Genomic DNA, 22094 nt, shown 5'->3' with positions numbered 1-22094 from the left:
CATATGGCTGTATATGAATACGCATGGTAAAGAGTCGGTATGGCCAGGCACCTTGGTCGACTCTCGGCCTTCCGGCCCCACGCGCACGGCGGAGGGCGCCCTCGGCGGGCCTCGCGAAGGGGCGGGGAACCCGAATCGCAGCCGGAGGCCGACGTCCGGCCTCCTGGGAGACGCCGGCAGGCCCTGCCAAGGGTGCGCAGCCTCGCCGGCCAAGTGTTTCTGCTCCAGCTCGTGATCATGGTGCTGTTCGCCGCCGCCGCGGGAGGGGCTCTCGTGGTGCAGGCCCGGAACTCGAAGATGCAGGAGGCCAGGCAGCTGTCGATGGGCGTCGCTCAGTCCTTCGCGCGTGCCCCGGGGACGCTGGCTGCCATGAAGTCCGGCGAGCCCACCAAGCTGCTGCAGCCGCGCGCCGAGGACACCCGCAGGAACACCGGGGTCGACTACGTGGTCGCGTTCGACCCCCAGGGTTTTCGCTGGACCCACCCCGACCCGAAGCTGATCGGCAAGCACATCTTCGCCCTGCGCGAGGGCGGCGCCGCCGACCGGCCCTTCACCAAGACGTTCGAGGGCAGCCTGGGCCTGGCCGTGGACACCACCGTCCCCGTCTACGACACCAACAGGATCACCATCGTCGGCTTCGTATCGGTCGGGGTCACCGTCGCCAGCGTGGACGACGTGGTGCAGGACCAGCTGCCACAGCTGCTGGGGTTCGCCGGCGCGGCACTCGCGGTGGCCGCGATCGGCACGGCGCTCGTCTCCTGGCGGCTGCGGCGGCAGACCCGCGCCCTGGATCCGTCCGGGATGACCCGGATGTACGAGCACCATGACGCGGTGCTGCACGCGGTGCGGGAAGGCGTAGTGATCATCGGCGGTGACGCCCGGCTGCTGCTCGCCAACGACGAGGCACGACGGCTTCTGGACCTGCCCGCGGACGCCGAGGAACGCGGTGTCACCGAACTCGGCCTGGCGGCGGACACCGCCGAGCTGCTGGGCTCGGGCCGGACGGTGACGGACGTGGTGCACCTGGCGGGCGACCGGCTGCTGGCGGTCAACATTCGGCCGGTCGACCCCGGCAGCCGCCCCGCCGGCAGCGTCGTCACATTGCGCGACACGACAGAACTGCGGGCGCTGGCGGGCCGGGCGGAGGTGGCCCGGGGGCGGCTGGGGCTGCTGTACGAGGCGGGGATACGGATCGGCACCACGCTGGACGTGGTGCGCACCGCGCAGGAACTGGCCGAGGTGGCGGTCCCCCGGTTCGCCGACGCCGCGACGGTCGATCTGCTGGATCCGATCCTGCGGGGTGCGGTGTCGGGCGGCCCCGGCCCCGAGATGCGCCGGGTGGCGGTACACGGCGTCGACGGTGCCCGGGCTCTCTACCCGGTGGGGGAGCTGATCCGCTTCGTCCCCGCCTCGCCCGTGGCCGTCAGCGCCGAGCGCGGCCGTGGGGTCCTGGACGCCGACCTGACCGCGTCCAGTAAGTGGATGACCGCCCAGGACCCCGAACGCGCCCGGCGACTGCTGGCCCTCGGCTTCCACTCCCTGATCACTGTGCCGCTCCAGGCCCGCGGTCTGGTGCTGGGCATGGCGAGCTTCTGGCGCTCGGACGCGGTTCCCTTCGGCGGGGAGGATCTGGCCTTCGCCGAGGAACTGGCCGCCCGGGCCGCGGTCGCCGTCGACAACGCCCGTCGCTACACCCGCGAGCACACTCTGGCCGAGACACTCCAGCGGAGCCTGCTGCCCAGCTCTCTGCCCGACCACTCGGCCGTGGAGGTCGCCCACCGCTATCTGCCCGCCCTGGAAGGCGTGGGGGGCGACTGGTTCGACGTGATTCCCCTGCCCGGCGCCCGGGTCGCCCTGGTGGTCGGCGACGTGGTGGGGCACGGGCTGCATGCCGCGGCCACGATGGGTCAGCTGCGCACCGCGGTGCACAACTTCTCCGCCCTGGACCTGCCCCCGGACGAGCTCCTCGGGCATCTGGACGAGCTGGTCGCCCGGATCGACAGCGACGAGAACGTCGAGCGGGACAACGAGAGCGTCTCGGGAGCCACGTGTCTCTACGCGATCTACGACCCGGCGTCCGGGAGGTGCGCACTGGCACGGTCCGGGCATCCCGAGCCGGCCCTGGTGCACCCCGACGGCACCGTGGAGTACCTTCGGGTGCCCGGTTCACCGCCGCTGGGTCTGGGCGGCGGTCTGCCCTTCGAGACCGCCGAACTCACCCTCCCCGAGGGCTCCCGGCTGGTCCTCTACACGGACGGCCTGATCGAGGACCGGGAGCACGGTCCCGACACCGGCCTCGAGGGACTGCGTCACGCCCTGGCCCACCCGGACCGGACACCGGAGGAGACCTGCCAGGACGTCCTCGACGCGATGCTGCCCGCCCGGTCGAGCGACGACATCGCCCTGCTCGTGGCCCGCACCCGTCTGCTGGACCCCACTCACGTGGGCGAATGGGACGTGCCCGGCGATCCGGCGGTCGTCGCCGGCATCCGGTCGGACGTCGCTCGCCGGCTGGAGTCCTGGGCGCTGGAGGAGATGGCCTTCACAACCGAGCTGATCATCAGCGAGTTGGTCACCAACGCCATCCGCTACGGCACGGAACCGATTCGGCTGCGGTTGGTGCACGACCGCGACAGCCTGATCTGCGAGGTCGCCGACGGCAGCAGCACCTCGCCGCACCTGCGCCGGGCCGCGGCAACGGACGAAGGCGGGCGAGGGCTGTTTCTCGTCGCCCAGTTCGCACAGCGCTGGGGCACCCGCTACACGGCCCGGGGCAAGGTGATCTGGACCGAACAGTCCACCCAGAGCGGGCCGGCCGATCCCGAGGACGTGTCGGCCGAAGCCCTGCTGGACCAATGGGAGGACGCGGCCTGGTGAGCCGACGGCGCCGGGGCCGCATGCCTCACGGAGTGCGGAACCCGCGGAACGTCACGTGCTTCCGGGTCTCGAACCCGAGCCGCTCGTAGAGCGCGATCGCGCCGGTGTTCGCCTCGGCGACGTGCAGGAAGGGACGTTCACCCCGGCCCACGATGCGCGAGACGAGCGCGCGCACCAGACGGGCGGCGTGGCCTCGTCCGCGTGCCTCGGGAGCGGTGCAGACAGCGCTGATCTCGGTCCACCCGGGAGGCCGGAGCCGCTCCCCCACCATCGCCACCAGCGTGTCGCCGTCGCGGATGCCGAGATAGGTGCCGAGTTCATGGGTGCGTGGCCAGAACGGCCCCGGCTTGGTCCGCTCGACGAGGTCGAGCATCCCGGGCACGCTCTCAGCGCCCAACCGGACCACCGCGGGGTCGAGCTCGAGGGGAGAGGAACCCGGGCGGCTGTCGCCGGTCCAGATCATCTGGCGGCCCTCGAGGACGAAGACCGGCTCCCAGTCCGGCGGCGGTGTCGCCGGGCAGCTGAACATGTCAGCGAACTCGCCCCGCCCCAGCAGCCCGGCGAGCTCGCCCCACTCCTCCGAGTCCGCCTCAGCGGACACCGCGGAAAAGGTCGCGACCCCCGGCAGATAGGTGACCGCCCGGCCGAGCCGGCGAGCGAGATGCCCGTGGGGACCGCGGAGCGATTCCCCCACCGGGTCGTCCAGTGCGACGACGTCGCGGAGACCTGTCATCGTGCTGCGCTGCTCCTGCTCATGGTCGAGGTCGGCCGCCCGTGACCGACACGGTGCAATCGAACACCGACGGACCATCGTAGTCAGCCCCGGATTTCAAGAAGACAGGGCATGCGCCGGCTGCGATGTCAGCGCAGCGCCGCGGTCAGTCGGTACCGCCCGGACGGCAGACGGTACGCGCACACCCCCTCGGCGAATCCGAGGTAACGCACTCCGGGCACCTGCGCCAGCGGGGTGCGTCCCTCACGGACGGCATCGGCGGAGCTGGCGGGAAGGCGCAGGGTCGCCTCGCTGTTGGCGGGCACCGCGGCCTCGTATTCCAGGGCCCGTCCCGCCTCGACGACCTCCCACGCGCTTCGGATCTCGCCGTAGGGCGACTCGTACGAGCCCGCCACCCGGGTGATCCTGCCCGTGGGGTCGAGGTGGGGCCGCAGCAGGAAGTGCTTGAAGCCGGGGCTGTCCGGGTCGCGGGCGATGCCGGCCATGTGCGTGTACATCCACTCCATGATCGCGCCGTAGGCGTAGTGGTTGAAGGAGTTCATGCTGACCGGGCCGAAGCCCGCGTCCTCGGAGTAGGAGTTCCAGCGCTCCCAGACGGTGGTGGCGCCGTTCTTCACCGAGTACAGCCAGGACGGCAGGGCGTCCTGGTGCAGCAGTTCGTACGCCAGGTCGGCGCGGCCCTCGTCGGCGAGGACGGGGGCCAGGACGTTGACGCCCAGGAAACCGACGGACAGCGTGTTCTCGGCGTACTTGACCCGGCTGCTGTCCGGGTGTGCCGCCTTGTAGGCCGCGTCGTTGCCGATGTTGTCGGCCAAGTGCCCGACGAGCGCGCGGCGTTGTGCCTGCGTCTCGTAGAACCCGAGCTTGAGGACCCAGAGCAGCGCGGTCTGACTGTTGTCCTCCGTCTTCTGGTTGGGGTCGGCGCCGGGTTCGATCGGGGAGGCGTCGCCGAGGCTGGACTTCACCGTGACCCGGCCGTCCCCGGTGCTCAGGTACTTGGCGATGAACGCCTGCCGGATGCGCCCGAAGAGACGCTGGTACGCCTCGGCCTCCGCCGTCCGTCCGATCGCCCGGGCCATCTGCGCCATCAACCGCGCGGAGTAGCCGTAGTAGACATCGCTCATGAGCTGCGCGCTGGTCTTCTGCGGTGCCAGCCAGTCGCCGGTGAGGGACCCCTGGCCGGCGTAGGTGTCACCGGTCTGCTCACGGATCCAGTCCAGATAGCGGGTCATCGCCGGCCAGCTGCTCTCGACGATGGTCGCGTCACCCGTCATCTGCCACACGGTCCACGGGAGGACGACGCCGCAGTCGGCCCAACCGCTGCCGCCATCGGGGAAGTTGTACCGCCCGCCGGGAGCCACTCCGGTGAACTGTGCCTTGTCCGTGCCGTAGATGGTCTGGGAGTCGACGACGGTGTCCTGGAAGTGGCCGAGGAAGACACCGGCGTCCGCGTTGTAGAGGGCGGTCGTGGCGAAGACCTGGGTGTCGCCGGTCCAGCCGAGGCGTTCGTCGCGCTGGGGGCAGTCGGTGGGCACCCAGAGGTAGTTGCCGCGCTGGCCCCAACGGATGTTGCTCATCAGCCGGTTGATGTCGGGGTCGTTCGTGGTGAGGGTGCCGGTCTCGCGGATCGCGGACGTCGCCGTCTTGCCGGTCAGACCGGTGATCGTGACGGTGTCCGTCGCGGTGACGGACACATAGCGGAAGCCGTAGAAGGTCAGTGAGTCCTGATGGGTCTCGCCCTTCCGGTCACCCTTGAGGATGTAGGTGCTGGTGGCCTTGGCGCTGCGGAGGTTGGCCCGGTAGACGGAGCCCTCGGGGCCGTCCGCGCCGGCACTGTCGTCGTTGAGCATCTCGCCGAACCTGAACTCGACCCGCGCGCCGGCCGGGCCGCGCAGGCGGTAGCGAGCGACGCCGACCATGTTCTGGCCGAGGTCGAAGACGGCGGTCTCGCCGCCGCCGATCGTCACGGAGGCGGAGGCCGCCTGCTCAGGGTCGGTCACGGTGCGGGCGGGGTCCACCACGATGCGCCCCTTGCCGTTGGGGCTGCCGTCCTGGCCGGTCACTCCGGTGGCTACGGTGATCGACCGCGGCCGGCGGTCCCACTTCGGCATCAGGCGCGCCGTCTCGGCCGGGTAGGCGAGGAGTTGGACGCCCGGGTACTTGTCCTCGAAGGCGACGCGTGCCACGTCGGCCCAGGCGCTGTCGTCGAATCCCGGCGCCGTCCAGCCGGTCAGCTCCTTCCGGGCGTCGTAGGTCTGGCCGTCGTAGATGTCGTCGGCCCGGTGGGGGCCGGTGTCCGTGGCCTTCCAGGTGCCGTCCGGCTCGGTGACGACCGACTGCGAGGTGCCGTCGGCGTACCGGATCAGCAGCTTGGCCTTGACCGCGAGGGCGTTGCCGTCCTTCGACCAGTACGTGCTGCCCTCGGAGACCCGGCCGTTGTACCAGCCATTGCCCAGGACGAAGGCGAGGGTGACCGCCTGCTCCCGCGTCACGAGGTCCGTGACGTCGTACGTCAGGTAATTGATACGCGCGTCGTAGTTGGTCCAGCCCGGGGGCAGCAGTTCGATCGTGGTGCCGCCGTCCTGCGGGACGGTCACATGGCGTCCGTTGACGTAGGCGTCGTAGACCCCGAGAGCCGAGACGTACAGCCGTGCCTCGCGGACCCGCCGCCGGCCGTCGGTCCTGAGGGACGTCTTGAGGGACGTCTTGAGGGGTGTCTCCCTCCGCAGCATGGGAGCACCGGCCGAGCGGGGCGCCTTCCCCTTCATCCCGATCCACTGCGCGCCGTCCCACCCGGCCACACCGTCGGTGCTCATCAGGCCGGTCTCGAAGGTGGACGGGAACGCGACGCCCACCGGGCGGCCTTCGGCGTCCCAGACGGTGACGGTCCAGTGGTAGCGGGTGGAGGCGCCGAGCGGCTTGCCCGCGTAGCGGACGGCGACGGAATCGGAGGAGCGGACGCGTCCGCTGTTCCAGAGGTCCGCGCGGGCGGCGGACAGTTTGTCGGGCGAGCTGGCCACGAGGATCTGGTACGACCCCTGGCTCCGGCCACGGGTTGCCGACCGTATGTGCCACCCGAAGCGCGGCCTGCTCGCGTCCATGCCCAGGGGATCGGTGCGGTGTTCGACGGTCAGCGCCCCCACCGCGTGGCTCTTCGGAAGCGGGGACGGCTCCGCGGCGGCGGCACTCGTTCCGCCTCCCGGGACACCGGCCCCGGCCCCTACCGACATGGCTCCGGCCGTCGCGGCGAGCACGGTCCGACGACGCACTGCATCATGACTCACGCCTGCTTCCTCCGGTACTGAATCGATTCAAAAACTAAGATCACGTCACCACCCGGCCAGCGGTGGATAACGTTTTACGAAGAGATGTGGGCCCGACCCTAGAGAGCGCCCCGCGGGGCGTCAAGATGCCGGGCATACACTCGGCGGCAGCGTTTCCCAGAGAGGCAAGGGACCGGATGGAGCCGCCAGCACCGCGTCGCAGGGTCACCATCGTCGACGTGGCACGTCACGCCCAGGTCTCCACGACCGCCGTGTCGAAGGTGCTGCGCAATGCCTATGGCGCCAGCCCCGAGATGCGTGCCAAGGTGCGGCGCGCGATCGACGAGCTGGGCTACCGGCCGCACGCGGGCGCCAGGGCGTTGCGCGGTCAGACGTACACCATCGGCGTGATGCTGCCCGACATCCGCAATCCGTTCTTCCCCGAGATCCTCGACGGCATCACGGGTTCACTGGAGGACACCGAGTACCAGGTGTTCCTCGGACCTGGCTGCAACGGCGAGAAGGCGGAGGCCCGCGTCACCGAGGCGATGATCGACCGCGGCATGGACGGCATCGTCCTGGTCGCCCCCGTGTCCTCGCGAGCCCGCCTCGAACACGTCGCCTCCGCCGTGCCGACCGTCGTCATCGGCCGCCACGGGACGTCCCCGCTCTTCGACACCGTGGCCGACGACGACATCGAGGGCGCGTCCCTGGTCGTCGGCCACCTCGCCGGTCTCGGGCACCGCAGGATCGCCCACATCGAGCACCACGAAACCGATCCCGCGCGCCTCGCGGAGATGCCCAACGCCCGGCGCGCCGACGGATACCGGCAGGCCATGCGGGCGCACGGCCTGGAGGAGTGGACCGATGTCGTGTCCACCAGCTACACGCAGGAAGGCGGGTACAAGGGCGCGCGGCAGCTGCTGGCCCGCCCGCACCGGCCCACCGCCGTCTTCGCCGGAGCGGACATCGTCGCCATGGGTGTGCTGGAAGCGGTCGCCGAGGCCGGACTGACCGTCCCCGGCGACATCTCCGTGGCCGGCTACGACAACACCACCTTCGCCGCGTTCGGCCCCATCTCCCTGACCAGCGTCGACCAGGCAGGCCACGAAATGGGCAGGAACGCCGTACGCCTTCTGCTGGACCGGATCGCCGACCGTCACAAGCCGTCGACCCGGGTCATGCTCTCCCCCACGCTCATGCCACGCCGGACCACGGCCCCGCCGTCGGCGTAGGCCGGCCGGCGCACGCCCGGCGGGGTGTACGAGGTCCGCTACCCGACGTGCATCTCGGCGAGCTGCAAACGGTACTTGGCCGTCTCGTCGGAGGCGGGCGTCCCCAGCCCGGTGACGTGCAGGCGCAGGTGGCGGCCGGTGGCGGAGGTGAGGGTGTAGGTCTGGGCGGCTCCTCCGGGGTTGCCCTGGCCGGTAACGGTGCGGACGGTCGTGTAGGCGGATCCGCCGTCGGCGCGGGTCTGCAAGGTGAAGTCGACGGGAAAACCCGCCGTGCCGCCGCCGGCTCCCTGGGTGTCGGTGCGCGGGTGAAGGGTGACGGTGCCGATCGCCCGGTCGGCGCCCAGGTCGACCTCGATCCACACGGGCGTGTCACTGACGCCGGCGGAGGCGAAGTCGATGCTGGTGAAGCCCTTGGCACCGCTCACGCTGGTGGTGGCGCCGTCCATGACCCTGGTCTTGCCCCAGTCGCCGTTCTCCAGGGTGTAGTTGCTGGTGACCGTGGTGCCGGCGGTGGGGACCGTGAGTTCGGCGAGCTGAAGACGGTGCTTGGCGGACTCGTCGGCGGCGTGCGCGCCGAGCCTGGTGGCCCGCAGACGGACGTAGCGGGCGCTGATCGTCTTGAAGCCGTACGTCTGGACGAGCCCGCGGGGGTTCGCCTGACCGGTGACCGTGCGGACGGTGGTGTACGCGCTGGAGCCGTCGCCCCGGGTCTGGAAGGTGAAGTCGACGGGGAAGCCCGCGGTACCGCCGCCCACCGCGGAGGTGTCGGTGCGGGGGAAGAGCCGTACGGCGTCGAGGTCGGTGTCCGCGCCGAGGTCGATCTCCACCCACACGGCGTTCGCGCCGACGTCGGCGGAGGCGAACTCGTTGCTGGTGTAACCCTTGGCCCCGTTCACGCTCGTGAGCTTGCCGTCGGTGAGCCGGTTTCTGCCCCAGTCGCCGTTCTCCAGACTGTTGTTGCTGGTGACGGACCTGGCGAGAGCGAGGTTGTCGAGGCGGCCGGTGCCCGTCGCCGTGAGGGTCCAGGTGCCGGGCCGGACGGTGAAGTACACGTACGAGGAGTCCTGGCCGTCATGGGCGAGTCCGCTGACGCCGCCCGTGGCGGAGCCGCCGCTGAAGACGGTGGTGCCGTTCGCCTTGATGACGGGCCGGGAGCCGCCGTACGTGGGGACGCCCAGCCGGGCGGTCGTTCCGTTCGGCGAGGTGAGCGTCAGGGTGGCCTGGGTGCCCTCGCGTCGGATACGGAAGCGGATGTCGCCCTTGACGGTGGGCGTGACCGTGTCGATCTTCGTGAGCGTGCCGGTCTGCGGGATCACCTCGTACGTCGTCCAGCCGGGCCGGGTCGGGCGCACACCGGCGGCGTACGCGGACAGCGCGTACAGCGGGCCCCCGTTCCAGGCGTGGTTGTCGGTGCCGGCCGCCTTGTCCCACAGCTCCCACAGGGTGTGGCAGGCGGGGTCGGCGACCTGGGCGGCGAAGCGGTTGCGCATCCGCTCCTCGGCGACGGTGGCCGCGCCCATCAGGTACAGCGCCTCCAGGACGTAGAACTCCATGTACGGGCTGGCGTTGAGGTGGGTGCGCAGCACCTCGGTGACGGCACGGTGGCGGGAGGCGGGCGCCAGACCCGCGACGACGGCCAGGGCGTTGGCGCGGTCGTCGGTGTCGCGGGCGTAGCCGGGCGAGCGGTACTCGTTGCGGGAGGCGTTCCACAGCACGCGGTCGAAGTTGGCCTTGATGCTGTCCCGTTGGGCCCGCCAGCCGGCCACATCACCGCGGTTGCCGCTGAGGTCGGCGAGCTTGGCGGCGGTGTCCAGGGCCAGGTAGTACCAGCAGTTGTCGAGGACGCGGGCGTCGATGTCGCCGCCCCAGTCCTCCCAGTCCCAGTCCCCCGCGCGGTGGGTGACCAGGCCGTCGCCGTCCAGGGTCCACAGGTTCAGGTACTTCTTCACCGCCGGGTAGGCGCCGGTGACGGCGTCGACATCGCCGGTGTAGAGGTGGTACGTCCAGAAGGACCAGACCGAGGCGAGCATCTGGACGGGCAGTTCGGCGGTCCAGATCACCGACGGCATCGGGGAGTAGAGCACCCCGCCGGGCTCCTGCCAGGAGGCCAGCTGGGAGATGGCCTTCGCGCCGAGCGCGTGGGATCTGGTGTCGAAGGTGTAGAAGCCCTCCTTCAGCTGGTTGACCACGTCGCCCCACCACTGGGCGCGCTCGCGGGTCGGGCAGTCCATGTAGTTGTCCCGCATGTTGACGTACATCGTGCGCGCGGCCTTGGACCACAGGGTGTCGAAGAAGGCGTCGCTGCTGGTGAACGACCCGTCGAAGTCGGTGTCGTAGCCGCTCTCCCGGTACTTCAGATCCAGGATCGTGACACCGGCCGGGACGGTGTACCGGACCGCGGTGCCGCTCATCCAGCCCAGCGACTCGAACTCCTGGACTCCGCCGGTGCAGACGTAGGTGGAGCGGACGTTGTAGCCGGTGCCGGGCTCGATCCCGGTCAGGTTGGCGCCGTCGTCGTAGTGGTCGGTCTGGATGCCGATGACCGCGCCGGCCGGAGCATCCACCTTGAGATACGGGGTGACCTGGATGTTGGACGGGAGGCCGGCCGAGATCGCGGTGGAGCCCTGGCCGGTGGCCGGGAGGGCTGCGGCGTTGGTGTAGGGCTTCAGGCCGGAGTGGCGGAACAGCGGGATCGGCCGGCGGACGAGGTCGTTCCAGGGCGCGGAGCCGGCGGCCCCGAAGTCGGTGGGCGCCGTCCAGCCGCTGTCGTCGAATCCCGGGGACCGCCAGCCCGCCAGGGCGGTCGCGTCCCGGGCGTCGTAGTGGATGTTCGACTCGGGCAGCCGGAAGTTCGCCTGCGGACCGCTGGTGTCGTGCGAGTAGCCGTGGTGGACGGTGTGCTTCCAGTCGGTGTCACTGACCAGGTGGGTGGTGGTCGTGCCGGTCCGGATCTCCGACCGGAAGAGCAGGCCGCCCTTGCCGCTGCTGTTGTGTGAGAAGCCCTGCTTGCCGAAGTGCCATACGAGCAGCGCGATCGTGTTGCCGCCGCTGTTGAGGTACGGGGCGAGGTCGATCTCGTCGTAGTAGGTGTCGGTGCGGTTGGGGCCGCGTTTGAGGCCGCCCTCGAAGACCACCAGGGTGCCGTTCACCCACAGCCAGTACTTGGAGTCCACCGCGATCCGCGTCACGGCCCTGTCAGGCACGGAAGCCAGCCGGAACGACCTGCGGAAGGCGACCCACTGGTTCGTCGAACTGGACGCCGCCCAGATCCACTTGGCGGACCAGGACTCCGCGGCGGACACCGCCGGTGCGAGGCCGGGGAGGATGAGGGAACCGATCGTGGGAGCGAGGGCCACGGCTATGGCCGAGCGCAGGGCTGTTCGACGGGAAACGTTATACATCGAGTGGACCTTCCCGGGAGCCTGTCGAGGAGGGAGGAGAGGCAAGACCTGTGGGGACGGATCGTTTGAATCGATTCATTTCTGGTCTTGCAGGCGCGATCTTCAGCCCCCTGGAAGGGCTTGTCAATGGGTTGGGCTCGGGCGAACGTGAAGGACTGGCGGCTGAAACGGCGCGGCATCTATCGCGGGCGTATCGAAATTCGCCTACGCCGCGGCAACGGTCCAACGCTTCCAATGGGGGCATGAATCGCGACGCAGCCCGGTCGATACCCCTCCGCCGCATGTGCAAGATCGTGCTCGGCAGCATGGCGATCCTCGGCTTGGCGAGCGCCGCGTTCGTCGTGCGGGGGCCGCTCTTGATGTCTGCTCCGGTGTGCATGGCGGGGCGGTGGCACGGCTGCTTCGACACGTTCAACGGTGTGGTGCTCATGACGTTGGTCGCGCTGCCGTTGGCCGCGCTGGTGGTGTGGGCTCTGGCGCTGCGTCGGCGTGCCGCCGGCGTCATATCGGCGGGGCGGATGTCGCTGGCCGAGGTGGGCATGGTCCACGGGACGGTGCCGTTCCTGTGGCTGACCATGATGCCGGGCGCCGAGCCCGGCATCGCCCCCGCCCGGGTGAGTCTGGTGCCGCTGCGGGACCTGGTCACGATGGGGCCGCTCGGGATCGTAGGCAACTTGCTGGTCTTCGCGTCGCTGGGGTTCTTCGCCCCCATGCGGTTCGCGGCACTGGCGTCGGTACCGCGGATCCTGGCGCTCGGGGCGGGCTGCTCGGTCCTGGTCGAAACCGCACAGTACGTCCTGCGCCTCGACCGGGTGTCGTCCGTGGACGACGTACTGGTCAACGCCGCCGGAGCCGTGCTGGCCGCAATGGCGTCACGCCGCTGGTGGCGCACTGCGGCGCACGCCCCGTCGGACGAGCCTCGCCCGGCGCCGGCACCGGCAGGCTGAGTCGCGCGTCCTCGGCACACATTTTTGGATATGTCCGCGATATGTTGTGCTGCTTAGGCTTCGGACATGCGCGTACTGATCGTGGAGGACGAGCCCTATCTGGCCGAAGCCGTCCGTGACGGTCTGCGGCTGGAGGCGATCGCCGCCGACATCGCGGCCGACGGCGAGTCCGCCCTGGAACTGCTCGGCGTCAACTCCTACGACCTCGCCGTCCTCGACCGGGACATCCCCGGCCCCTCCGGCGACGAGGTCGCCCGGCACATCGTCGCCTCCGGCAGCGGCATCCCGATCCTCATGCTCACCGCAGCCGACCGGATCGACGACAAGGCCTCCGGGTTCGAGCTCGGCGCCGACGACTACCTCACCAAACCGTTCGAGCTGCGGGAACTCGTCCTGCGGCTGAGAGCGCTCGACCGCAGGCGCGCGCACTCCAGGCCCCCGGTCCGCGAGATCGCGGGACTGCGGCTCGACCCCTTCCGGCGGGAGGTCTTCCGTGACGGACGCTACGTCGCGCTCACCCGCAAGCAATTCGCCGTGCTGGAAGTCCTCGTCGCCGCCGAGGGCGGGGTCATCAGCGCCGAAGAGCTGCTGGAACGGGCCTGGGACGAGAACGCCGACCCCCTGACCAACGCCGTGCGCATCACCGTCTCCGCACTGCGCAAACGGCTCGGCGAACCATGGATCATCGCCACGGTGCCCGGCGTCGGCTACCGGATCGACACCGGCATGGAAACCGGCATGGAAACCGGTATGGACACCTCCCACCCCGGCAGTACCCCGTGAACAGGCGCCCAGGGCTCAGCGCCCGAATGAAACTCACCATCAGCTATGCCGGATTCCTCCTCATCGCCGGCACTCTCCTGCTGGCCGTGGTGTGGGTGTTCGTGCTGCGCTGGCTACCGACCGACGACCCCGGATCCATCAGGAGAACGTTCGGCGGCGTGATCTTCATCGGGCCCAACCGCGCCGACCTCCTGCGCGGCTTCGCCCCCGCAGCGGCCATCGCACTGGCCTTCCTGCTCGTGTTCGGCCTTCTGGGCGGATGGATCCTCGCCGGCCGGATGCTCGCACCACTCACCCGGATCGCGGACGCTGCACGGGCGGCCGGGAACGGGTCGCTGTCCCACCGGATCCATATGAAGGGCCGGCAGGACGAATTCCGTGAGCTCTCCGACGTGTTCGACTCGATGCTCGACCAACTCGAGTCCCACATCGCCGAACAGCAGAGGTTCGCCGCGAACGCCTCCCATGAGCTGCGCACCCCGCTGGCGATCTCGCGGACGCTCCTCGACGTAGCCCGCAAGGATCCCACCCGGGATCAGGGCGAACTCATCGAACGCCTCTACGCGGTCAACACGCGAGCGATCGACCTCACCGAGGCGCTCCTGCTGCTCAGCCGCAGTGAGCGCCACAGCTTCACCCGCGAGCCCGTCGACCTGTCCCTCGTCGCCGAAGAAGCCGCTGAAACGCTGCTTCCACTCGCCGAGAAACGCCGGATCACGCTCGATGTCACCGGCGAGACCACACAGACCGTCGGCTCCCCGGCACTCATCCTGCGGATGGTGACCAACCTGGTCCAGAACGCCATCGTCCACAACCTCGCCGCCGGCGGCACCGTAACGATCCATACCGAGCCGCAGCACGACGCGAGCGTGCTGCGGGTCGAGAACACGGGCCTCCCGCTCTCATCGGAACTGGTACCGACCCTCACCGAACCCTTCCGACGCGGAACGGAACGCGTACGCGCCGACGAGCACCCCGGCGTCGGCCTGGGGCTGGCCATCGTGCACAGCATCGTCCGAGCCCACGACGGCACCCTCGACCTCACACCCCGCCCCACCGGAGGTCTCCTCGTCACGATCCGACTCCCCGGCATACCGCAGACATCGTCCCCGAGCGGGGACCACTAGATCGCTGACCGGCGGTCACACCGCGTCCGGGTGCAGCCCGGCGTCGCGGGCGAGCAATGCCGCCTGCACCCGGTTGTCGCAGTCGAGCTTGGTCAGGATTCGGCTGACGTAGGTCTTCACGGTGGCTTCGCTCATGTGCAGCCGCCTGCCCGTGTCCGCGTTGGACAGGCCCTCGCCGAGCAGGGCGAGGACGTCGCGCTCCCGTGCGGTCAGTCCGTCGAGGCGGCGCCTGGCCTCCTCCGCGCGGACGGTGGCCATGGGGGAGGCAAGGGCGTCCGCCACGTGCCGGGTGGCCGCAGGCGAGAGATAGGCGTTCCCGGCCGCCGCCGCCCGCACCGCGTGAATCAGCTCGTCGGGCGCGGTGTCCTTGAGCAGGAAGCCCGCGCCGCCGTGGCCGAGCGCGCGCAGTACGTTGTCGCGCTCGCCGAAGGTGGTGAGGATCAGCACCCGCACCTGCGGTGCGGCGCGGGCCAGTTCGGCCAGCGCCTTCAGCCCGTCCATCACCGGCATCTGGATGTCCAGCAGGGCCACGTCGACGGCGGTGCCGCGGGCGTGCTTCACCGCCTCTCGGCCATCGCCGGCCTCGGCGACCACGTCGATGTCGTCGGCCGAGTTGAGGATCATCCTGATGCCGGCTCGGATGAGCGGCTCGTCGTCGGCGACGAGGACCCGGATCACACGGCCTCCTGGGCGGTGTCGGTCGGAAGGCGATGGCATGGCCTCGCCATCATGCCTTGATCCGGTCGGGGTTCATCGCGCGGACGGGCTATATCGCGGGCCGGGTCATTTCTCGGCCCTGCGGATCTCGGCCCTGCGGATCAACTCCCGTCCTTGAAGGTCTGCTTCGTGACCAGCTTTCCGTCGCGGAAGCAGAACCGGAAGATGGTCGAGGTGTCGTCGGGGTCGTCGGACGCGAAGTGGCGGCAGGTGGCGTCCTTGGGTATCCGCGGGCCCTGGTCCGCCAGTTCCGCCGTCAGGAAGGAGTCCTCATCGGGCAGCTCGGCCTGCACATCGGCTTCGGGGTCGCCCTCTTTCGCCGACTCGTACACGCTCACCGGGATCGTGGACTTGTCCAGCTCGTCCATCAGCGCGCTCACCCCCCATATGCCGAGGGCGATCACACTCACGCCGAGGACGAGGGCTGTGACGGCGCAGCCGATGGCCACGTTCTTCTTGCTGCTCATGATGGCGGCGTACTCCCCGTGCTTGTCGGAACGGTTGATGACCGTTCCACCGTTGCCCTCGGGTCCGGCCTCTGGCTGTCCTCCGAAGTCGTCGTCCGGGCTGACGGAGGTCGCATCGTCCGGACGGTGCCCGTGCTCGCCGTGCCCGGTGCCGTAGGGCAGCATCCCCGCGATGCGGAAGCCGCCGTCCGCGGTGGGGCCGGTGTGCACCATGCCGCCGATGAGCCGGGCCCGCTCCCGCAGGCCCGCCAGTCCCTGACCGCCGCTGATCGCTGCCGGGGTGCCCGGCGCCCCGGCCGGCGCGGGCCCGTTGGCGACCTCCACCACCAGGCTGTCCGGTTCGTAGCGCAGGGCAACGGTGATCGAGGCGCCCGGGGCGTGCTTGTGGGCGTTGGTCAGGCCCTCCTGGGCTATGCGGTACGCCGCGTGGTCGGCGGCGGGCGCCAACTGCCGGGCGGCGCCGGACCGGTGCAGTTCCACGGTCGCGCCCGCGGCCCGGGACGTTGCCACCAGGCCGTCGATGGAGGACACGGCCCGGGAGAGCGGGCGCCCGCCGCCCGCGTGGGTGGCCGCGGCCGGAGAGTGCCTGGCGTGCTCGGTGTGGTCGTCGGGCCGGTTCGGGTCGTCCCGGTCTTCGTGGAGGATGCCGACGGCCTCGCGCAGCTCCCCCATCGCGGCCACGGAGGCGTCACGCAGGATCCGGACCCCTTCCCGCTGGCGGTCGGTCAGGTCCGGATCGACCTGGAGGGCGCCCGCGTGCACGGAGATCAGGGCGAGTTGGTGGCCGAGGCTGTCGTGCATGTCCTGGGCTATGCGGCCTCGCTCCAGCAGGCGCGCCTGTCGAGCCACCATCGCCTGCTCGCGCACGAGCTGGGCGTTGTTCCGCTGCAGCGCGTCCAGCAGCGAGCGGCGTTGCGCCCGGTAGCGGGACACCAGTCCCGGCACGATTCCCAGCGTGAGAAACGCTGCCGCGCTCAGCGCGCCGGTGACCGGAAGCGACAGGCCTGAGCCACTGATCTCCTCGTGGGCGGACAGCACGGTATGGAGGACGAGCGCGGCAGCGTAGGCAGCGACCACGCGCCCGGGTTTGGTGATGCGGCTTCCCGCCGACCAGCTCGCGTAGACCATCAGCGGCACCGCGGACAGCAAGACCGCTGCCGCGCCGGCGGAGACGACCAGCACCGTCACCGGCAGCGCACGCCTGATCAGCGACAGCACGGCAATGCCCGCCACGACCGCGAAGGTTCGCAGGCCATCACCGGCCCTCACTGCCTCGAACAGCACCGCGAACCCGGCGAGGGCGACGGTGAGCACGATCTCCCCGGCGATCCTTCTGCGGCTCCAGGGGGACGCGGCGGCAAGCCGGAGGCGGAGCGACCGTACGGTGCGGGTGGTGTGTGCTTCGTCCAGTTCCACGGGCCGACGATAGTCAGCGCCCGGGAGCACGGCATCATCCCTGCGTCGTGACGGCGAACGACGAAAGTCGACAACCACAGGTGCGTCAGGCGCTGTCGGGCGCGCCGCCGCCGTAGCCGTTGGTCGCTGCGAGCCACGACTTCCGGGGACTGCTACGGGCCACCCGTCGCGGTGACGATGGTGCGGCAGGCCGCGCAAGAGACGAAAAGGCGGGAGGCGTCACGTGGGCAACGCACGACTGCAGGCGCACGATCGGTTCTGGCGCTCAAGGAACAGGTGACCATCTACGCCGACGAGTCGAGGGACCGCGTCCTGTGCAGCTTCGAGGCCGGCCAAGTCCTCGATATCGGCGCCGCCTACACCGTGCGGGACGAGGAGGGGAACCCCATCGGGTCGTTTCGCGAAAAGCCCGTGGCCTCCTTGCTTCGCTCGACGTGGATCCTGGAGCAGCCAGGCACGGTGGAGCTCACCGGGCGCGAGCGCAACCGGTTGGTGGCCCTCCTGCGACGCGTCTGGGAGTTTGTGCCGGTCATCGATTTCGTGCCGTTCGCCTGGCCATACCACTTCGATTTCACCGAGGGCGACAAGCGGTTGATGGCGGTCGACAAGAGGTTCGGGCTGCGCGACCGGTACGTGCTCGACATCGCGGCCCCCGGACTCGACCGCCGCCTCGCCATCGCACAGGCCGTGGCGCTGGACGCCTTGCAGTCGCGCTGACATGGAATCCGGTGCCGGAAGCCGCCGCCCCGCAGAACCACCCGAACCGCCCGAAGAGGAAAGGTTGCATGGAAGCGATCAAGGAGCCCGACTGGAACATCATCGGAATCCTGGGGGCCGCCCGCGGCGCCCGGGGGTCCGCCGAGGGACCCACGGGAACCGAGCATCTGCTGGCCGGCATCACCACGGCCAAAGGGCCGGCGCGCAAAGCACTCGACGACGAAGGAGCGACCAAGACCGCGCTGATGGCGGTGCTGCGGGACAGAATGGACCGGGACGGTGCCTGGAGCGATGCCGACGACGCCGAGGCAAGCGTTGCCGCGCGGGACGTGCTGGGCGACGACGGGGACCGGGACCGCCTGACCGGCGCCGCGGCCAGGGCGCTGACCGCGGCGATGAGGCGGGCACAGCGGGAGGACGCGGCGAAGCTCACCGCCGTGCATCTGCTGCGGGCGTTGCTGGAGGAGGACAACCGCGCGGTGGAACTGCTGGGCGCATGCCGCGTCTCACCGCAGGCCGTGCGCGCCCGACTCGACGGCGGAACCGGAGGCCGACAGGACTACGGCCTCACTCCCCTGCTTCACTCCACCCGCGACGTTCTCCTCGGCCGTAGCCACTATCGGCACATGCCCTTCTTGCAGCGGTGGGTACTCAAGTTCTGCGGGATCAACTGGGCGTCGACGCCGGCCTTTTGGGTCAGCAGGGAGACGTACGACCAAGCACACCGTCTCGGCACCCGGGAGGTGGGCACCGAGCATGTCCTGCTGGCGGTTCTGGCCACCCACGAGGTCGCGCTGCAGTATCCGCACCTGGCTAAGGCGAGTACCCCTGGTCCCGACACGCGGTACGCAGGCGGTGAGCGGCTGGCCCGCCTGGGCATCGACTACGCCTCGGTTCACCATGCCCTGACCGGTGACCGCGTCCTCCTGACTGCCGACGCCCGGCCCGCCAAGCAGTACCTCGATGAGGCCGCACGCCCCCGCGCCGTGCGGTCGGCCGACTCCGGCAACGCGTCGACGAACGACCCGGGCACCGGCCCCCTGATCGAGACCCTCCTGAGGGAGGAGACACGAGCCCGGCAGCTGATCGACGCGTTGACCATCGCTCCCGGCGACTGACAGGGCAACCACGTCGGCCCTCGTGCATTCAAGTCGTCAGTGATGGACACGAGTTGCAAGGGGATTCACGTGTCTCAGCTGCCGGCTCGGTAGTCGGTGTCCATTTCCTTGAGGACCTTGCCGGGGGTGGACTGGCCGCTGAAGACCTCCTGGAGGCCGCTGAGCATGGTCTGCTGGACCTTGGCGTTGGGCCACAGCTGGTCCATGAACGGCACGGTGCGGTTCGCCTTGACGAACGTGGCGAGTTCGGTCAGGGACGGGTCGACCGCATAGCCCGTGTCGGGCAGGGAAGGAAGGCTGCCCTGCTTCTTCGCGAACAGGTTCATGCCCTCGGGCGACATCACGAAGTTCACGAACTTCAGGGCCAGGTCCTCGTTCTTCGTCTTGGCGTTGACGCCGTAGCCGGCGCCCGCGGCGGCCGGGATGAGGGTCGCCGAGGGGTCGTCGGTGGCCGGCAGCGCCTTGAAGGTGAAGGTGCCCTTCGGGTTCTTGCCCTTGAGGAGGGCTATCACCCAGTTGCCCTGGACGATGCCGAGGGTCTTGCCGGAGGCGGCGAGCTGCTGACTGGCCTCGTAGTTGGTGCCGAGGGGGTTCTGCTGGAAGCAGCCGGTCTTCTCCATCGTCAGGTACTTGTCCAGGGCGGTGGTCCAGGGCGACTTCGCGAAGGTGGCCTGACCGGCCTGCATCTTCTGGTCGAAGTCGCGGTCGGGGCCGTAGACGGTCGTGGCGACGAGCGCGTACTGGACGAGCTGGGTCACCCAGTTGTCCTGGTTGCCCAGGGCGAAGGCGGGGGTTCCCTCGGCCTTCGCGGCCTTGCAGAAGTCCAGCAGTTCGCTCCAGGTGTCCGGCGGGGTGAGTCCGGCCTTGTCCATGGCCTGCTGGTTGTAGACGGCGCCGATGCCGTTCTGCCCGAAGATCGCGGTGTAGGTCTTGCCGTCGTACTGGGCGACCGTCCTGATCGCCTCGGGCATCCTGGCGGCCCACGGCTGGTCGGAGAGGTCACGCAGATAACCGGGTTTGGCCAGGACGTGGGTGGCGCCCGGGTTGCCGTTGCCCGGCCAGACCGACATCACATCGGGTGCGGTGCCCGATGCGAGCTGGGTACGGATCTGCTGCTGGTACTGGTCGGCACCGCTGGTGGTGTAGCGGACCTTGACTCCCGGGTTGGCCTTCTCGAAGGCCTTCACGACGTCTTCGACGGAGCCCTGGTCGACCGAGGCCAGCGTCAGCGTCTTCGATCCGCCGCCGGAGTCTCCGGCCTTGGTGCCGCCTCCGCAGGCGACCAGAAAGGCCGTCGCCGTCACACCGGCCAGAAGGGCCGTGGGTATGCGTGTCTTCATGATGTCTCCCTGGGAGGAACGGCCGCGGCCGTGCGGGCGGGCCAAAAGGTGCGGGTTCATCCCCGCAGCCCGCCCGCGAAGCCGTTGATGATGCTGCGCTGCAGCAGGAAGTAGACGATCAGGACGGGCAGGACGCTGATCACGAGTGCGGCGAAGATGAGGTTCCAGTCGGTGACGTACTGGCCGACGAACCCGGCGATCGCGACCGGCAGGGTCTGCCGGTCGCTGCCGCTGAGGTACAGCAGCGGAGTGAAGAAGTCGTTCCACACGGCGACCGCGTTGAGCACCAGCGCCGTCACGGTGATCGGCTTGAGCATCGGCAGCACCACGTACCGGAAGCCCTGCCAAGGTGTGCAGCCGTCGATCAGGGCGGCGTCCTCGAAGTCGCGGGGCAGGGCACGCAGGAAGCCGGTGTAGAGGAAGACCGTGAACGGCACTTGGAGCCCGGAGTAGAAGAGGACCAGTCCCCACGGGGTGCCGAGCAGGCCCATGTCACGCATGGTCTGGTAGAGCGGCAGCGAGGCGAGCTGGAAGGGCAGTACGAGACCGAGGAGGACCAGCAGGTACGCCCCTCGGGACCAGCGGGCGGTGACACGGGCCAGCGGGTACGCGGCGAGGGACGAGACGGCCAGCACGACGGCGACGCTGCACGTCGTCACCAGCACGCTGTTGGCGAGCGCCCCGCCGAGCGCGCCCTGCTGCCAGGCCTGGGTGAAGTTGTCCAGGGTCGGCGAGGCCGTCGGCGCGATGGGTGAGGAGGTGTCCGAGGCCGGCCGTACGGCGAGGTTGACCAGGACGTACACCGGGAAACCGATGAACAGCGCGGCGGCGATCATCGCCAGTTCGAGGGCGAGGGTGCGGGGACGGTAGCGGTTCATGACGCGGCCCTCTCGTTACGGAACAGCGCGACGTACTGCCCGGTGGAGACGACCGCGACGATGATCGTCAGCACCACCGCGAGCGCGATGCTGTAGCCGAACTCGCCCAGTGTGAAGGCGTCTTTGTAGATCAGCGTCGAAATGGTCTCGGTGGCGTGCCCCGGTCCTCCGCCGGTCAGCGCGTACACCTGGTCGAAGAGCTTGATCCCGCCGATGATCGACAGCATCAGATTGATGGTGAACGCCGGTGCGAGCAGTGGACGGGTCACCGACCAGAAACGCCGTACGGGACCGGCGCCGTCGATCGCCGCCGCCTCATGGATCTCCTTGGGCACCGACTGGAGTCCGGCCAGGAAGATGACCATGGAGTAGCCCGCGTACTGCCACACGATGACGGCGACCAGGGCCCACAGCGCGAGGTCCGGGCTGCCCAGCCAGTCCTGCCGCAAGCCGTCCAGCCCCACGGCGCCCAGCAGGCTGTTGACGGCGCCCTGCGGGCCGAGCAGGTTGCGCCAGAGGTAGGCCGTCACGATCGGGGTGATCACGGCCGGAGCGAACAGGAACACCCTGAGCACGTTGCGGGACCTGATGGCCGTGTTGACCCCGAGGGCCAACAGCAGGCCGAGGCCGTTCTGGAAGACCGTGATCGACACGGCGATCAGCAGGGTGTGCCAGACGGCCTGCTTGGCGTCGGCGTCGCCGGCCATGGCGGTGAAGTTGTCCAGGCCGACGAACGAGAAGTCGGGGTCGAGGCCGTCCCAGTCGGTGAAGGCGTAGTACACACCGCGGGCACTCGGCACCAGGACGACGAAGGCGAACAGCAGCAGGGCGGGAGCGGCGAACCACCAGGAGGGTCTCGCGCGAGGTTGGCGCGGTGCCCTGACCGCCGGCGCCGTGCGGGGCATGCGGTCCTGGTCCGGCAGGTGCTCGTGCGGGGCGAGGGTCACGGGCGGACCTCTTCCTTGAAACGTTTCAAAACGCGCGGCGCGATCGAGGTTCGGCCGACTCGGCGACGTGTGGCCACCGGGCCGTGTTCCAGGTCTGGAGGAGTATGGTCGGGCACCGGGGTCGGACA

Annotated in this window: 15 protein-coding genes; 7 read left to right on the top strand and 8 right to left on the bottom strand. The window is 69.8% G+C overall.

What is annotated here, in order from left to right:
• Nucleotides 1–39: 39 nt before the first annotated feature.
• Nucleotides 40–2877, top strand: coding sequence for a SpoIIE family protein phosphatase (locus tag ACFT32_RS11260; protein ID WP_382488173.1), 2838 nt, complete (start codon nucleotides 40–42; stop codon nucleotides 2875–2877).
• Between the two features lie 25 nt (nucleotides 2878–2902).
• Here the strand turns inward: ACFT32_RS11260 and ACFT32_RS11255 are convergent, their stop codons facing one another.
• Nucleotides 2903–3610 (bottom strand): GNAT family N-acetyltransferase, encoded by a 708-nt coding sequence (locus tag ACFT32_RS11255; protein WP_382488172.1) that lies wholly within the window; start codon nucleotides 3608–3610, stop codon nucleotides 2903–2905.
• A 128-nt stretch (nucleotides 3611–3738) separates the two neighbouring features.
• Nucleotides 3739–6840 (bottom strand): family 78 glycoside hydrolase catalytic domain, encoded by a 3102-nt coding sequence (locus tag ACFT32_RS11250; RefSeq protein WP_382488865.1) that lies wholly within the window; start codon nucleotides 6838–6840, stop codon nucleotides 3739–3741.
• A gap of 230 nt (nucleotides 6841–7070) precedes the next feature.
• Here ACFT32_RS11250 and ACFT32_RS11245 point away from each other — a divergent pair, with 230 nt between their 5' ends.
• A complete protein-coding gene (locus ACFT32_RS11245; protein ID WP_382488171.1) occupies nucleotides 7071–8108 on the top strand; it encodes a LacI family DNA-binding transcriptional regulator in 1038 nt (345 codons plus the stop codon).
• A 38-nt stretch (nucleotides 8109–8146) separates the two neighbouring features.
• Here ACFT32_RS11245 and ACFT32_RS11240 read toward each other — a convergent pair whose 3' ends face one another.
• Nucleotides 8147–11509, bottom strand: a complete 3363-nt coding sequence (locus ACFT32_RS11240) for a discoidin domain-containing protein (protein WP_382488170.1) — start codon at nucleotides 11507–11509, stop codon at nucleotides 8147–8149.
• 242 nt (nucleotides 11510–11751) lie between these two features.
• Here ACFT32_RS11240 and ACFT32_RS11235 point away from each other — a divergent pair, with 242 nt between their 5' ends.
• The 3 genes from ACFT32_RS11235 (at nucleotide 11752) to ACFT32_RS11225 (ending at nucleotide 14366) form a co-directional block, all read left to right on the top strand.
• On the top strand, nucleotides 11752–12456 hold the full coding sequence (locus ACFT32_RS11235; RefSeq protein WP_382488169.1) for a VanZ family protein: 705 nt from the start codon (nucleotides 11752–11754) through the stop codon (nucleotides 12454–12456).
• A 66-nt stretch (nucleotides 12457–12522) separates the two neighbouring features.
• Nucleotides 12523–13239: a response regulator transcription factor gene (locus ACFT32_RS11230; protein WP_382488168.1), complete on the top strand. Its 717-nt coding sequence runs from the start codon at nucleotides 12523–12525 to the stop codon at nucleotides 13237–13239.
• The gene (locus tag ACFT32_RS11225; RefSeq protein ID WP_382488167.1) at nucleotides 13236–14366 is read left to right on the top strand and encodes a sensor histidine kinase; all 1131 of its coding nucleotides are present in this window, start codon (nucleotides 13236–13238) and stop codon (nucleotides 14364–14366) included. Before ACFT32_RS11230 ends, ACFT32_RS11225 begins: the two co-directional genes overlap by 4 nt.
• 15 nt (nucleotides 14367–14381) lie before the next feature.
• On the opposite strand, the gene ACFT32_RS11220 is transcribed toward ACFT32_RS11225, so the two are convergent.
• On the bottom strand, nucleotides 14382–15044 hold the full coding sequence (locus ACFT32_RS11220) for a response regulator (protein ID WP_382488166.1): 663 nt from the start codon (nucleotides 15042–15044) through the stop codon (nucleotides 14382–14384).
• A gap of 140 nt (nucleotides 15045–15184) precedes the next feature.
• Nucleotides 15185–16966, bottom strand: coding sequence for a sensor histidine kinase (locus tag ACFT32_RS11215; RefSeq protein ID WP_382488165.1), 1782 nt, complete (start codon nucleotides 16964–16966; stop codon nucleotides 15185–15187).
• Nucleotides 16967–17242: 276 nt separating this feature from the next.
• Here ACFT32_RS11215 and ACFT32_RS11210 point away from each other — a divergent pair, with 276 nt between their 5' ends.
• Both ACFT32_RS11210 and ACFT32_RS11205 read left to right on the top strand, forming a co-directional pair.
• Nucleotides 17243–17683 carry a hypothetical protein gene (locus ACFT32_RS11210; protein WP_382488164.1) on the top strand — a complete coding sequence of 147 codons (441 nt, stop codon included), beginning with the start codon at nucleotides 17243–17245 and terminating at the stop codon, nucleotides 17681–17683.
• Nucleotides 17684–17751: 68 nt separating this feature from the next.
• Entirely contained in the window at nucleotides 17752–18801 is a 1050-nt protein-coding gene (locus ACFT32_RS11205; protein ID WP_382488163.1) for a Clp protease N-terminal domain-containing protein, read from the top strand.
• 74 nt (nucleotides 18802–18875) lie between these two features.
• Here ACFT32_RS11205 and ACFT32_RS11200 read toward each other — a convergent pair whose 3' ends face one another.
• The 3 genes from ACFT32_RS11200 to ACFT32_RS11190 are packed head-to-tail and all read right to left on the bottom strand — an operon-like array spanning nucleotide 18876 to nucleotide 21966.
• Complete coding sequence (locus ACFT32_RS11200; protein ID WP_382488162.1) at nucleotides 18876–20141, bottom strand: ABC transporter substrate-binding protein; 1266 nt, start codon at nucleotides 20139–20141, stop codon at nucleotides 18876–18878.
• Between the two features lie 56 nt (nucleotides 20142–20197).
• Nucleotides 20198–21019, bottom strand: a complete 822-nt coding sequence (locus ACFT32_RS11195; protein ID WP_382488161.1) for a carbohydrate ABC transporter permease — start codon at nucleotides 21017–21019, stop codon at nucleotides 20198–20200.
• Nucleotides 21016–21966: a carbohydrate ABC transporter permease gene (locus ACFT32_RS11190; protein ID WP_382488159.1), complete on the bottom strand. Its 951-nt coding sequence runs from the start codon at nucleotides 21964–21966 to the stop codon at nucleotides 21016–21018. Before ACFT32_RS11190 ends, ACFT32_RS11195 begins: the two co-directional genes overlap by 4 nt.
• Nucleotides 21967–22094 lie beyond the last annotated feature (128 nt).

Source organism: Streptomyces sp. NPDC057002 (genome assembly GCF_042673825.1).
In the GTDB taxonomy this organism is placed as follows: domain Bacteria; phylum Actinomycetota; class Actinomycetes; order Streptomycetales; family Streptomycetaceae; genus Streptomyces.
This window is presented reverse-complemented; position numbering and strand designations above follow the sequence as displayed.

Excerpts from the sequence above, each read along its gene's own strand:
- ACFT32_RS11255 (WP_382488172.1), bottom strand. The coding sequence starts at position 3,610 with ATGACAGGTCTCCGCGACGTCGTCGCACTGGACGACCCGGTGGGGGAA.
- ACFT32_RS11240 (WP_382488170.1), bottom strand. The coding sequence starts at position 11,509 with ATGTATAACGTTTCCCGTCGAACAGCCCTGCGCTCGGCCATAGCCGTG.
- ACFT32_RS11205 (WP_382488163.1), top strand. The coding sequence starts at position 17,752 with ATGGAAGCGATCAAGGAGCCCGACTGGAACATCATCGGAATCCTGGGG.
- ACFT32_RS11195 (WP_382488161.1), bottom strand. The coding sequence starts at position 21,019 with ATGAACCGCTACCGTCCCCGCACCCTCGCCCTCGAACTGGCGATGATC.
- ACFT32_RS11230 (WP_382488168.1), top strand. The coding sequence starts at position 12,523 with ATGCGCGTACTGATCGTGGAGGACGAGCCCTATCTGGCCGAAGCCGTC.
- ACFT32_RS11200 (WP_382488162.1), bottom strand. The coding sequence starts at position 20,141 with ATGAAGACACGCATACCCACGGCCCTTCTGGCCGGTGTGACGGCGACG.
- ACFT32_RS11235 (WP_382488169.1), top strand. The coding sequence starts at position 11,752 with ATGAATCGCGACGCAGCCCGGTCGATACCCCTCCGCCGCATGTGCAAG.
- ACFT32_RS11260 (WP_382488173.1), top strand. The coding sequence starts at position 40 with ATGGCCAGGCACCTTGGTCGACTCTCGGCCTTCCGGCCCCACGCGCAC.
- ACFT32_RS11250 (WP_382488865.1), bottom strand. The coding sequence starts at position 6,840 with ATGTCGGTAGGGGCCGGGGCCGGTGTCCCGGGAGGCGGAACGAGTGCC.
- ACFT32_RS11245 (WP_382488171.1), top strand. The coding sequence starts at position 7,071 with ATGGAGCCGCCAGCACCGCGTCGCAGGGTCACCATCGTCGACGTGGCA.